Source organism: Pseudomonas sp. B23(2017) (genome assembly GCF_002113725.1).
GTDB classification, from domain to species: domain Bacteria; phylum Pseudomonadota; class Gammaproteobacteria; order Pseudomonadales; family Pseudomonadaceae; genus Aquipseudomonas; species Aquipseudomonas putida_Z.
In genome coordinates this window covers 188,658-201,619 of record NZ_NEJM01000005.1, presented here as the reverse complement: position 1 = coordinate 201,619, position 12,962 = coordinate 188,658, and the positions used below count along the sequence as shown (strand labels likewise).

General features: G+C 65.5%; 10 protein-coding genes. 8 read left to right on the top strand and 2 right to left on the bottom strand.

The window, feature by feature from the left end:
• The first annotated feature begins 202 nt into the window (after nt 1-202).
• The 5 genes from CAG46_RS11085 to CAG46_RS11065 all read left to right on the top strand — a co-directional run bounded on the left by CAG46_RS11085 (nt 203) and on the right by CAG46_RS11065 (nt 7,065).
• Nucleotides 203-1,234, top strand: coding sequence for an alpha/beta fold hydrolase (locus CAG46_RS11085; protein WP_085615567.1), 1,032 nt, complete (start codon nt 203-205; stop codon nt 1,232-1,234).
• Between the two features lie 91 nt (nt 1,235-1,325).
• Entirely contained in the window at nt 1,326-1,943 is a 618-nt protein-coding gene (gene lexA / locus CAG46_RS11080) for a transcriptional repressor LexA (protein WP_025339260.1), read from the top strand.
• Nucleotides 1,943-2,563, top strand: coding sequence for a translesion DNA synthesis-associated protein ImuA (gene imuA / locus CAG46_RS11075; protein ID WP_085615570.1), 621 nt, complete (start codon nt 1,943-1,945; stop codon nt 2,561-2,563). The genes lexA and imuA overlap by 1 nt, the downstream gene beginning before the upstream one ends.
• Nucleotides 2,564-2,569: 6 nt before the next feature.
• On the top strand, nt 2,570-3,988 hold the full coding sequence (locus tag CAG46_RS11070) for a DNA polymerase Y family protein (protein ID WP_085615572.1): 1,419 nt from the start codon (nt 2,570-2,572) through the stop codon (nt 3,986-3,988).
• Nucleotides 3,985-7,065, top strand: a complete 3,081-nt coding sequence (locus tag CAG46_RS11065; protein WP_085615574.1) for an error-prone DNA polymerase — start codon at nt 3,985-3,987, stop codon at nt 7,063-7,065. Before CAG46_RS11070 ends, CAG46_RS11065 begins: the two co-directional genes overlap by 4 nt.
• A gap of 973 nt (nt 7,066-8,038) precedes the next feature.
• Here CAG46_RS11065 and CAG46_RS11055 read toward each other — a convergent pair.
• Nucleotides 8,039-8,860: an aldo/keto reductase gene (locus CAG46_RS11055; RefSeq protein ID WP_085615576.1), complete on the bottom strand. Its 822-nt coding sequence runs from the start codon at nt 8,858-8,860 to the stop codon at nt 8,039-8,041.
• Complete coding sequence (locus tag CAG46_RS11050; protein WP_025339255.1) at nt 8,848-9,753, bottom strand: LysR family transcriptional regulator; 906 nt, start codon at nt 9,751-9,753, stop codon at nt 8,848-8,850. Before CAG46_RS11050 ends, CAG46_RS11055 begins: the two co-directional genes overlap by 13 nt.
• 140 nt (nt 9,754-9,893) lie before the next feature.
• On the opposite strand from CAG46_RS11050, the gene CAG46_RS11045 reads away from it, so the two are divergent.
• The 3 genes from CAG46_RS11045 (at nt 9,894) to CAG46_RS11035 (ending at nt 12,893) form a co-directional block, all read left to right on the top strand.
• A complete protein-coding gene (locus tag CAG46_RS11045; protein WP_015270421.1) occupies nt 9,894-10,592 on the top strand; it encodes a CoA transferase subunit A in 699 nt (232 codons plus the stop codon).
• Between the two features lie 35 nt (nt 10,593-10,627).
• The gene (locus CAG46_RS11040) at nt 10,628-11,284 is read left to right on the top strand and encodes a CoA transferase subunit B (RefSeq protein ID WP_085615578.1); all 657 of its coding nucleotides are present in this window, start codon (nt 10,628-10,630) and stop codon (nt 11,282-11,284) included.
• 190 nt (nt 11,285-11,474) lie between these two features.
• Nucleotides 11,475-12,893 carry a short-chain fatty acid transporter gene (locus tag CAG46_RS11035; protein ID WP_075045303.1) on the top strand — a complete coding sequence of 473 codons (1,419 nt, stop codon included), beginning with the start codon at nt 11,475-11,477 and terminating at the stop codon, nt 12,891-12,893.
• The last annotated feature ends 69 nt before the right edge of the window (nt 12,894-12,962 follow it).

Here is a 12,962-nt window from a genome sequence, read left to right as displayed (position 1 = left end):
TTGGGTAGTGGGATCAGCGACTGCTTGCTGCCTGGGTTGAATATTGCGCGATAATATTTAGTGCGCAAAATACATTTCCACTATCCGGTCTATTGGAGCGCTGCATCGCCGGAAAGATTGTGTGGGTCGCGGCGAGGGCTGATATGTTTCCCGCGTACCGGTTTGCATCTGATCGACGCTGACCTATCAAGGAAGAAAAACAATGAAAACAGTGCTCGGCTTGTTGCTTTTTATCTGTCTGGACATACCTGCATTCGCTGGCTACAAGACCATTGGCTTCAAGACCTCGACATTATCGGACAGGCAAACTGACCGTCCGCTGGAGCTGGTCGTCTGGTACCCGAGTACGACCACTGCGCCACCACAGTTGATCGCTGATACCCCGGTTTTCAGCGGTGACCTCGCTGTGCGCGATGCACCTCCAACTGCAGGCACGTATCCATTGGTGGTGCTTTCCCACGGCTTTCGCGGCAATTGGGGAAACCAGTCGTGGCTGGCCAGTGCACTGGCTCACCAAGGCTACATCGTGGCGGCGGTCAACCACCCCGGCACTACTACCCGCGATCGCAACCCTGAAGCCGCGGCACAGTTGTGGCGGCGTCCCATAGACTTGCAGCGGGCCATCGATGCGGTCATGGCCCAGGCGGATCAGTTCGGGCGGGTGGCGAAGGGCCAAGTTGCAGTGGTCGGCCACTCACTGGGCGGCTGGACCGCGCTGGAAATTGCCGGCGCCCGCTTTGATCCCAAGCGTTTTGCCCAGGACTGTTCCATCCATCCGCAGCTGTCGAGTTGCAGCGTCTACAAGCAGATCAATGCCGACAGCGCCCCGGCATCGAAAGCTCGACTGGGTGGCGATTTGCGCGACAGTCGTGTCACCGCCATCGTTACCCTGGATCTTGGCCTGTCACGTGGCCTGACCGATGAAAGCCTTGCGGCTTTGCCAGTGCCGACGTTGGTGATTGCGGCCGGCGCGCCTTCTGAAGACCTTCCCGCGCAGCTGGAATCTGCTGACCTTGCCAAGCGTCTGCCCTCGGCGACGAGTCGTTATGTCGAGATCGAGGACGCCAGCCATTTCAGCTTCTTGTCGACGTGCAAACCAGGCGCGATGGCGTTGCTCGAAGACGATGCTCCAGGGGATGGTGTCATTTGCCGGGACGGCGATAACGCCCGGTCGCGGGGGGCGATCCAGTTGCAGATCGCCTCGCTGGTGACTGAGTTCCTGGAGCAGCATTAGCATCATTGCGGTAGTTTCGCGGTCGCAATTGATCGCAGCCGCCAAGCCGTCGACGAAGGGGGCTGTTCAGCGTGCCCCGAAAAGAGTACAAATGTGCTCCATGGACAATCTTACCCCAAAACGCCGCGCCATCTTCGAGTTCATCCGTGAGCGCATCGCCGACCACGGCCAGCCGCCGAGCCTGGCCGATATCGCTACGCGCTTCGGTTTTGCCTCGCGCAGTGTCGCGCGCAAGCACATCACCGCCCTGTGCCAGGCCGGCTACATCGACGTCACGCCGAACCAGGCGCGGGGCATACGCCTGGCCGAACGGCTGCGCCGCCCGGAAATCCTCGAAGTGCCGGTGCTGGGCCAGGTGGCGGCAGGTGCCCCCATCGGCCCGGACCTCGACATTCACGAGCAGTTGCTGCTCGACCCCAGCCTGTTCCGCCGTACCCCCGACTACCTGCTGAAGGTGCGTGGCGACTCGATGATCGACGACGGCATTTTCGACGGCGACCTGGTCGGCATCCTCCAGCAGGCCGACGCTCGCGATGGCCAGATCGTGGTCGCCCGCCTGGACGGCGAGGTGACCATCAAGCGCCTGCAGCGCCAGGGTGGCAATTACCGGCTGTTGCCACGCAACCCGGCCTATGCGCCTATCGATGTGCGGCCTGAACAGGAGTTCTTCATCGAAGGCGTGTTCTGCGGCTTGCTGAGGCGTGACTGATGGGCGCGGTGGTCGACCTCGACAGGTTGCTCGACCAGCGCCGGGTATGGCGCGGTCGGCAGGCCCAGGCGCGGCCGCTCGGCCTGCAGCCCACGGGCCATGCCGCCCTTGACCAATGCCTGCCGGAAGGCGGCTGGCCGGCGGCTGCGCTCAGCGAACTGTTGCTGGCCAGCCCCGGCTGTGGCGAATTGCAGCTGCTGTGGCCAACCCTGGCCCGCTTGAGCGCTGAAGCCAGCCGAATCGTGCTGGTGGCACCGCCATTCATTCCTTACGCCCCGGCCTGGCAGGCCGCGGGGGTAGACCTGCGCTGGCTGGTACAGGTGGACGCCGCACCTGCCGATGCCTTGTGGGCCGCCGAGCAGTGCCTGCGCTCCGGCAGTTGCGCGGCGGTGCTGTGCTGGCCGGAACGTGCCGATGACCGCGCCCTGCGGCGCTTGCAGGTGGCTGCCGAAACCGGGCAGGCGCTGGCCTTCGCCTGCCGGCCGCAACAGGCGGCGCACAACCCTTCACCCGCGGCGCTGCGTATTGCCGTCGACACCCGCCCGGCACAATGGCGCGTGCTGAAAAGCCGTGGCGGCATGCCCCCGGCGCTGCCCATCGCCTCCCCGGGGCGGGGCTGATGCAACATGCTCTGGGCCTGCATCCTGCTCCCGCAGCTGGCGCTGGACACGGTCCTGCGCGAGCGTGACGACCCTGATACCCCCCTGGTGCTGCTTGGCGGGTCGACCCAGCGACGCGTGCTGCAGGCGGTCAACCCGGCCGCGGCCGCGCTCGGCCTGCGGGCCGGGCAAACCCTGACGGCGGCGCGTGCGCTGGCCGATGGCTTCAGCTGCGTCGAAGCCGACCCCAGGCGCATCGACCAGGTGCAGCAGTTGCTGGCAGCCTGGGCCTACCGCTTCAGTGCCCAGGTCAGCCTGCACTACCCACGGGCGCTGTTGCTGGAGGTGGGCTCCAGCCTGCAACTGTTCGGCCCCTGGCCGCTGTTCGAGGCACGCCTGCGCCAGGAACTGGCGGAACTGGGCTTGCGCCAACGCATCGTCCTGGCCAGCAACCCGGTGGCGGCGCGCATGCTCGCCAACGCTCACGATGGCCTGGCCGTGAGTGACGCCGATGCCACCCGTGCGGCGCTGCTGGGCATGCCCATCGAGCGTATCGGCCTGCCTGCGCAGGCTGCCGAGGCCTTTGCCCGCATGGGCCTGCGCCAGTTGAGCCAGGTGCTGGCCTTGCCCCGCGACAGCCTGGCCAGGCGCTTTCCGGCCCAGGTGCAGCTGCACCTTGACCAGTTGCTCGGCCTGCGCAACCTGGGGCTGGGCTTCTACCAGCCGCCGGACCGTTTCGAAGCCCGCCTGGAGCTGAACTTCGACGTCGAATCGCACCAGGCCCTGCTGTTCCCGCTGCGGCGCATGCTCAACGACCTTGCCGCGTTCCTCGCCGGGCGTGACTGTGGCGTGCAGCGTTTCTGTCTGCACCTGGAGCACGCCGAAGGGCCGGATACTTTGCTGAAGGTAGGCCTGCTGGCCGCCGAACGCGATGCGGCAATGTTGTTCGAACTGGCGCGCGGGCGCCTGGAACCGCTACGCATTCCCGCACCGGTGCGCAACCTGCGGCTGGTTGCCGAGGACCTGCCACCCTTCGTGCCGCAACACCAGGCATTGTTCGACCCGCGTGCGCAGCAGACGCAACCTTGGGAACAATTGCGCGAACGGCTGCGCGCCCGCTTGGGGGATGAGGCGGTCAAGGGCCTGAGCGCGGCAGCCGATCATCGCCCCGAATGTGCCTGGCAAGCGGTAGAGCAGGGTGCCCAGGGCAACATGCCGGTCGTTCCTGGCAGCCGCCCTGGCTGGCTGCTGTCGGCCCCCATGGCGCTGGACGAAGGCGGCTATCGCCTGCAAGGCCATGCCGAGCGCATCGAGTCGGGCTGGTGGGATGGCGGCGATGTGCGCCGCGACTATTACCGCATCGAAACCCGCGACGGCCTGCGCGGCTGGGCCTACCGCGACCTGGGCAAGGCCGGCCCGTTGTGGCTGCAGGGCTGGTTCGCATGAACACCCCGGGTTATGCCGAGCTGCACTGCCTGTCCAACTTCAGCTTCCAGCGCGGCGCGTCGAGCGCCGACGAGCTGTTCCGGCGCGCGCGTGAACAGGGCTACCAGGCGCTGGCGATCACCGACGAATGTACCCTGGCCGGTATCGTCCGTGCCTGGCAGGCGGCCAAGGAACACCAGCTGCGGCTGATCGTGGGCAGTGAAGTGCAGTTGCAGGACGGCCCCAGGCTGGTGCTGCTGGTGCAGGACCTGGTCGGCTACCAGAACCTGTGCGCGCTGATCACCCGGGCCCGGCGGCGGGCGCAGAAGGGCGAGTACCAACTGTTTCGCGATGACCTGCAGCAGCACCATCAGGGCCTGCTGGCATTGTGGGTAGCTGATGACAGCGGCGATGCCACCCCCGGGCAGTGGCTGCACGGCGTGTTCGGCGAGCGCCTGTGGCTGGCCGTGCACCTGCACCGCGGCAGTGACGATACCTTGCGCCTTGAACGCTTGCGTAGCCTGGCGGCCAGGGTCGGCATCCGCGCCGTGGCCTGTGGCGACGTGCACATGCACGTGCGCGGTCGTCGCGCCCTGCAAGATTGCATGACCGCCATTCGCCAGCATTGCCTGGTGGCCGAGGCCGGGCGCTTCCTGTTTGCCAATGGCGAGCGGCACCTGCGCAGCCAGGCGCAACTGGGCGAACTCTATCCCGCCGACCTGCTGGCCGAGACCCTGGCCATCGCTGCGCGCTGCCAGTTCGAACTGAGCGAATTGAAATACCAGTACCCACGCGAACTGGTGCCCCAGGGGCATAGCCCGGCGAGCTGGTTGCGCGAATTGTGCCGGCAGGGTTTGCCGTCGCGCTGGCCAAAAGGGCCGAGCAGCAAGGTGAGGGATGTGCTGGCCAAGGAGCTGGCGCTGATCGAGGAGCTGGGCTACGAAAGCTACTTCCTGACTGTGCACGACATCGTCGCCTTCGCCCGCAGCCAGCGCATTCTGTGCCAGGGGCGGGGCTCGGCTGCCAACTCGGTGGTGTGCTTCGTGCTGGGCATCACCGAGCTCGACCCCATGCAACACCACCTGTTGTTCGAGCGCTTCCTGTCGCGCGAGCGCAACGAGCCGCCGGACATCGACGTGGACTTCGAGCACGACCGGCGCGAGGAGGTGATCCAGTATGTATTTCGTCGCTATGGCCGGCACCGGGCGGCGCTCACTGCGGTGGTCAACACCTACCATGCTGCCGGTGCGGTGCGGGATGTGGCGCGGGTGCTGGGGCTGCCGGCCGACCAGGTGGACGCCCTGGCCAAATGCTGCGGCCGCTGGAGCGATCGCATACCCGATGACCAGCGCCTGGCCGAGGCCGGTTTCGAGGCGGGCAGCCCTTCGCTGCGCCGGGTGCTGGTGCTGGCCGGCGAACTGATCGGCTTCCCCCGGCACCTGTCACAGCACCCGGGCGGCTTCGTCATCTCGCAGCAACCCCTGGACGAGCTGGTGCCGGTGGAGAATGCCGCGATGCCGGAGCGCACGGTGATCCAGTGGGACAAGGACGACCTGGACATGGTCGGCCTGCTCAAGGTCGACGTGCTGGCGCTGGGCATGCTCAGCGCCTTGCGCCGTTGCTTCGACCTGCTGCAACGCCACCGTGGCCGGCACCTGACCCTGGCGACCATCCCCGCCGAAGACCCGGCCACCTACGCGATGATCAGCCGTGCCGAGACCATGGGCGTGTTCCAGATCGAGTCCCGCGCGCAAATGGCCATGTTGCCGCGGCTGCGGCCGAAAAAGTTCTACGACCTGGTCATCGAGGTGGCCATCGTCCGCCCCGGACCGATCCAGGGCGACATGGTCCACCCTTATCTGCGCCGGCGCCTGAAGCAGGAACCGGTGACCTATCCCTCGCCGCAACTGAAGGCAGTGTTCGAGCGCACCCTGGGCGTGCCGCTGTTCCAGGAGCAGGTGATGGAACTGGCGATGGTCGCGGCCGACTACACCCCGGGCGAGGCCGACCAGTTGCGCCGCAGCATGGCCGCCTGGAAGCGCCACGGCGGCCTGGAGCCGCACCGCGAGCGGCTGGTGCAGGGCATGTTGCGCAATGGTTACGAGCTGGCGTTTGCCGAGCGCATCTTCGAGCAGATCAAGGGCTTTGGCAGCTATGGCTTTCCGGAGTCGCACGCGGCCAGCTTTGCCTTGTTGTGCTATGCCAGCAGCTGGCTCAAGTGCCATGAACCGGCGATTTTCACCTGCGCGCTGGTCAACAGCTGGCCCATGGGCTTCTACAGCCCCGACCAGTTGCTGCAAGAGGCCCGGCGCCAGGGTATCGAGGTCAGGCCGGTGGATGTGTGCCACAGTGACTGGGACTGCACGCTCGAGCCTGAGCCTGGAGAGGTGCTGGCCATTCGCATGGGCTTGCGCCTGGTGCGCGGCCTTGCCGAGGCCGATGCCAGGCGCCTGGAGCAGGCGAGGGCGCAGCGGCCATGGCGCGATGTCGAAGACCTGTGCCTGCGTGCCGGGCTCGATTCGCGCGCCCGCGCTCACCTGGCCGATGCCGGCGCGCTCCGCGCCTTGGCCAGCGACCGGCACCAGGCGCGCTGGCAGGTGGCGGCGGTGCAGCCGCAGCTGCCTTTGTTCGCCGATATCGAGGCCTTGCCGGAAAGCACCGTCGAACTGCCCGTTTCCAGCGTGGCAGAGGACCTGATGGCCGATTACCAGGCCCTGGGTACCACGCTTGGGCCGCATCCCCTGACCTTGCTGCGCTCACGCCTGCGGGCGCTGGGCTGTCGCAGTTCGCGCGAGCTGCAAGATGTCGAGCATGGTGACAACATTGCCGTGGCCGGGTTGGTGGTGGGTCGCCAGCGGCCCCAGACCGCCAGCGGCGTGACCTTCGTCACCCTGGAGGACGAGCACGGCATGGTCAATGTGGTGGTGTGGCGGGCGCTTGCCGAACGGCAGCGGCGGGCGCTGGTGGGGTCGCAGTTGCTCAAGGTCAGCGGGCGGCTGGAGCAGGAGAATGGCGTGCGCCACCTGATAGCACGGCGGCTGGAGGATGTGAGCCCGCTGTTGCAAGGGCTGGACGTACGCAGCCGGGACTTTCACTGAATCCCCATCTTTGCGCGGGCCCTTGTGGGAGCGGGCAAGCCCGCGAAGCAGGCACTGCGGTGCATGGCACCGGCTTTGCCGGTGTTCGCGGGCACGCCCGCTCCCACAGGAGTCTCGCCATAGTCCGGATTGCGCTGACCTGTGGGGGCGGCCTTGCGTCGCGAAAGGGCTGCGTAGCAGCCCCAGGATTTCGGCGTCACTGCAGATAATGCTGGGGCCGCTTTGCGGCCCTTTCGCGACGCAAGGCCGCTCCCACAAAAAAGCTATTTTGTGCCAGTCGCTACTTGCGCGTCGGTGCCGGGAACGCGCTGATGGAAGTGAGTCCGCTGTTAAATGGCCTTGCACGAATCCCGACCCTTGCGCGGTCCCCTGTGGGAGCGGGCAAGCCCGCGAAGCAGGCACTGCGGTGCATGGCACCGGCTTTGCCGGTGTTCGCGGGCACGCCCGCTCCCACAGGAATCTCGCCATAGTCCGGATTGCGCTGACCTGTGGGGGCGGCCTTGCGTCGCGAAAGGGCTGCGTAGCAGCCCCAGGATTTCGGCGTCACTGCAGATAATGCTGGGGCCGCTTTGCGGCCCTTTCGCGACGCAAGGCCGCTCCCACAAAAAAGCTATTTTGTGCCAGTCGCTACTTGCGCGTCGGTGCCGGGAACGCGCTGATGGAAGTGAGTCCGCTGTTAAATGGCCTTGCACGAATCCCGACCCTTGCGCGGTCCCCTGTGGGAGCGGGCAAGCCCGCGAAGCAGGCACTGCGGTGCATGGCACCGGCTTTGCCGGTGTTCGCGGGCACGCCCGCTCCCACAGGAATCTCGCCATAGTCCGGATTGCGCTGACCTGTAGGAGCGGCCTTGCGTCGCGAAAGGGCTGCGTAGCAGCCCCAGGATTTCGGCGTCACTGCAGATAATGCTGGGGCCGCTTTGCGGCCCTTTCGCGACGCAAGGCCGCTCCTACAAAAAACGATTCCGTGCCAGTCGCTACACCATCGCCAACCGCTGCTTGCGCGTCGGTGCCGGGAACGCCCGGTCGATCGCCCGCAGGTCTTCGCTGGTCAAGGTCAGCATACCCGCAGCCGCATTCAACTGCACATGCTCGGGCGTCACGGCCTTGGGGATGGCTATCACCCCGTCACCACGGGTCACCCAGGCCAGGCTGACCTGGGCCGCCGTGGCACCATGGCGCTCGGCGATTTCCGCCAGCACCGGGTGCTGCAGCAGACGCCCGGCCTGGGCCAGCGGGCAGTAGGCCATGGTCGGCAGCGCGCGCTTTTCGCACCACGGCAACAGGTCGAACTCGATGCCACGCTGGGCCGGGTTGTACAGCACCTGGTTGGTGGCGCAATCGGGGTTGTGCAGTTCGCGCAGGTCGTCGACGTCGAAATTGGAAACACCCCAGCGCCTGATCTTGCCTTGCTCGCGCAAGCGCTCGAAGGCCTCGACGGTTTCCTCCAGTGGGTGCTGGCCACGCCAGTGCAGCAGGTACAGGTCGATGCAGTCGGTGCCCAGGCGCGTGAGGCTGCGTTCGCAGGCCGCCGCCATACCGCGTCGGCTGGCATTGTGCGGGTACACCTTGCTGACCAGGAACACCTGGTCGCGGCGCCCGGCAATGGCTTGGCCAACCACGTTTTCCGCGCCACCTTCGGCATACATCTCGGCGGTATCGATCAAGCTCAGGCCAAGTTCGATACCCTGTTGCAGGGCCGCCACCTCGGCCGCCTTGCGGGCCGGATCTTCACCCATGTACCAGGTGCCCTGGCCGATGGCCGGAACGCTCGAACCTGCCAGTTTCACGTAACGCATGTCACCTCCGGGATGCGGGTATTGGAAAGCAGTACCTCAAGCAGCGCTTGCGCCGCCGTGGAAAGCTTGTGTTCGCTGAGGGCAATCACGCCGATGCGGCGCTCGACCGTGGGCTCGACCAGGGTGACGCAGCGGGCGCCAAGCTCCTGCATCTGGTTGATGCACAGTGCCGGCACGGCACTGACCCCCAGGCCACTGGCAACCATGCGGCCGATGGTCGACAGCTGGTGGCTCTCGAAAGCCACCGCCAGTTTGCCGTGCTGGGCGGCCACGTTCTGTTCCATCAGCAGGCGCACCGCCGAAGGGCGTTGCAGGGCCACGAAGTCTTCGGCCAGCAACTGTGCCCAGCTGACCTGGGGCAGCTGCGCCAAGGGCGAATCGGCGGGCACCACGGCGACGAAGCGGTCCATGTACAACGGGTGGAAATCCAGGCCATCGATGTTGTCCGGTTCGAAGCCGATGCCCAGTTCGACGCGGCGATGGCGCACCAGTTCCTGCACCTGTTCGTTGATCACATCGTGCACCGTGACGTTGACCTTCGGGTAACGCTGGCGAAATACCTTCAGCGAGTAGGGCAGCAGATTGCCGGCAAAGGCCGGCATGGCCGCCACCGAAACCCGGCCCAGTTGCAGGGTGAAACGCTGGCGCAGCATTTCTTCGGTGTCGTCCCAGTCGGCCAGCAGGCGCCGCGCCAGTGGCAGCAGTACCTCGCCCTCGGCAGTCAGGCTGACGCTGCGTGTTGTGCGGCTCAGCAGGGCGCCGCCAAGGTTTTCTTCCAGGGCCTTGATGGTCAGGCTCAGGGCCGGTTGCGAGACATGCAGGTGTTCACCGGCCTGGGCGAAGCTCTGGTACTTGGCCACAGCGACAAAGGCGCGCAGTTGCTTGACGTTCATGACAGGCCTTTTGGTTGTTTTGCAAAAGTTATCAATCGATGATGAAAACAAAATTAACAAATCAGTCGCTTGCGGTGAAGATGTCCCCACACGCTCACCGACAGCCTCGTCGGTTCAACAACTACAAAAGGCGGATCAGCATGGCCGGACTGGACAAGCGCGTTGCAACCTATGAACAGGCCCTCGAAGGCCTGACCGACAACATGACGGTACTGGCTGGTGGTTTCGGCCTGTGCGGCATCCCGGAAAACCTTATCAGCGAAATCAAGCGCCGTGGCGTCAAGGGCCTGACCGTGGTCTCCAACAACTGCGGTGTCGATGGCTTTGGCCTGGGCGTGCTGCTGGAAGACCGGCAGATCCGCAAGATGGTTGCTTCCTACGTGGGCGAGAACGCCGAGTTCGAACGCCAGCTGCTGAGCGGCGAGCTGGAAGTGGAACTGACCCCGCAAGGCACCCTCGCCGAGAAAATGCGCGCCGGTGGCGCCGGCATCCCGGCCTTCTACACGGCTACCGGCTACGGCACCCCGGTTGCCGATGGCAAGGAAGTGCGCGAGTTCAACGGCCGCAAGTACATCCTCGAAGAATCCATCACCGGCGACTTCGCCATCGTCAAGGGCTGGAAAGCCGACCACTACGGCAACGTGGTGTACCGCAACACCGCGCAAAACTTCAACCCGCTGGCGGCCACCGCCGGCAAGATCACCGTGGTCGAAGTGGAAGAGATCGTCGAACCTGGCGTGCTGCTGCCCAGCGAGATCCACACCCCGGGCATCTACGTGGACCGCGTCATCGTCGGCACCTTCGAAAAGCGTATCGAAAAGCGCACCGTCAAGGCCTGAGCGCCATCCACCAGAACAACAAAGAGATCCTGACCATGGCACTGACCCGCGAACAGATGGCGCAACGCGTCGCCCGTGAACTGAAGGACGGCTACTACGTCAACCTGGGCATCGGCATTCCGACCCTGGTGGCCAACTACGTACCCGCCGACATGGATGTGATGCTGCAATCGGAAAACGGCCTGCTCGGCATGGGCGAATTCCCCACCGAAGGCACCATCGATGCCGACATGATCAACGCCGGCAAGCAGACCGTCACCGCCCGCCGCGGTGCCTCGATCTTCGATTCGGCGCAGTCGTTCGCCATGATCCGTGGCGGCCATGTCGACCTGACCGTGCTCGGCGCTTTCGAAGTGGATGTGCAAGGCAACATCGCCTCGTGGATGATCCCGGGCAAGCTGGTGAAGGGCATGGGCGGCGCCATGGACCTGGTGGCCGGTGCCGAGAACATCATCGTCACCATGACCCACGCTTCCAAGGACGGCGAGTCCAAGCTGCTGCCGCAGTGCAGCCTGCCGTTGACCGGCGCTGGCTGCATCCGCAAGGTGCTGACCGACCTGGCTTACCTGGAAATCGAAGACGGCGCCTTCATCCTGCGCGAGACCGCGCCCGGGGTGAGCGTTGAGGAAATCATCGAGAAAACCGCCGGCAAGCTGATCGTGCCGGAAGATGTTAAGGAAATGACCTTCTAATCTATCGCCGCGCACCGCCCCTGTAGGAGCGGCCTTGTGTCGCGAAAGGGCTGCAACGCAGCCCCGCGATTTTGGCATCGATGCCGAGATCGAGGGGCCGCGTTGCGGCCCTTTCGCGACACAAGGCCGCTCCTACAGGGGTTTTGCATTTGCTGATGTATCCGATAAAACCAATAAAAGGAATTGAACTGTGGCCGCTGAAATCCAAGACAGCCGTTCCGCGCGCTTTGCCTTGCGCTGCTCCAACTGGGCCGAACGCTGGTTCCCCGATTCCTGGGTGTTTGCCGCTCTGGCAGTGCTGCTGGTGTGCATCGGCGCCCTGGCCATGGGCGCCAAGCCGACCGACACCGCCAAGGCCTTTGGCGATGGCTTCTGGAGCCTGATCCCGTTCACCATGCAGATGGCCTTCGTGGTCATCGGCGGCTATGTGGTGGCCAGCTCGCCGCCCGCGGCGCGGCTGATCGACCGCCTGGCGCGCATCCCCGGCAATGGCCGTTCGGCAGTTTGCTGGGTGGCGCTGATCTCGATGCTGGCATCGCTGCTCAACTGGGGCCTGTCGCTGGTGTTCGGCGGCCTGCTGGTGCGCGCCCTGGCCCGGCGCACCGAACTGAAGATGGACTACCGCGCCGCCGGTGCAGCCGCCTACCTGGGCCTGGGCGCCGTGTGGGCGCTGGGCCTGTCTTCGTCGGCGGCGCAACTGCAGGCCAACCCGGCCAGCCTGCCACCGTCGATCCTGTCGATTACCGGGGTGATCCCGTTCACCGAAACCATCTTCCTCTGGCAGTCCGGCGTGATGCTGGCGGCGTTGGTGGTGGTCTCGCTGGTGATCGCCTACGCCACGGCCCCGGGCCCGAACAGTGCGCGCAGCGCCCAGGACTGCGGGGTCGACCCCAGCTTCACCGCGCCACCGGCACCCCAGCGCACCCGCCCGGGCGAGTGGCTGGAACACAGCCCCATCCTGATCCTGCTGCTGGTGGCCCTGGCTGCCGGCTGGCTGTACCAGGAGTTCGCCACCAAGCCGGCGATTACCGCCATTTCCGGGCTGAACACCTACAACCTGTTGTTCATCATGCTCGGTGCCTTGCTGCACTGGCGCCCGCGCAGCTTCCTCGATGCGGTGGCGCGTGCGGTGCCGACCACCACCGGGGTGCTGATCCAGTTCCCGCTGTATGGTTCGATCGCGGCCATCCTCACCCAGGTGAAGGGCCTCGACGAGCAGACTTTGGCCCACCACATTTCGCTGTTCTTCACCCAGATCGCCACGCATGACACCTATGCCGTGCTGATGGGCGTGTATTCGGCGGTGCTGGGCTTCTTCATCCCATCGGGTGGTGGCAAGTGGATCATCGAGGCACCTTACGTGATGCTGGTGGCCAATGACCTGCAGTACCACCTGGGCTGGGCAGTGCAGATCTACAACGCCGCCGAAGCCTTGCCGAACCTGATCAACCCGTTCTACATGCTGCCGCTGCTGGGGGTACTGGGGCTCAAGGCACGCGACCTGATCGGCTTCTCGTTCGTGCAGTTGCTGGTGCACGTGCCGCTGGTGCTGGTGTTGCTGTGGGCATTGGGTACGACGTTGCAGTACCTGCCGCCGGTGATGCCGTAACCCTGGGCCTGCGCTGGCTTTTTTGTAGGAGCGGCCTTGTGTCGCGATAGGGCCGCAAAGCGGCCCCAG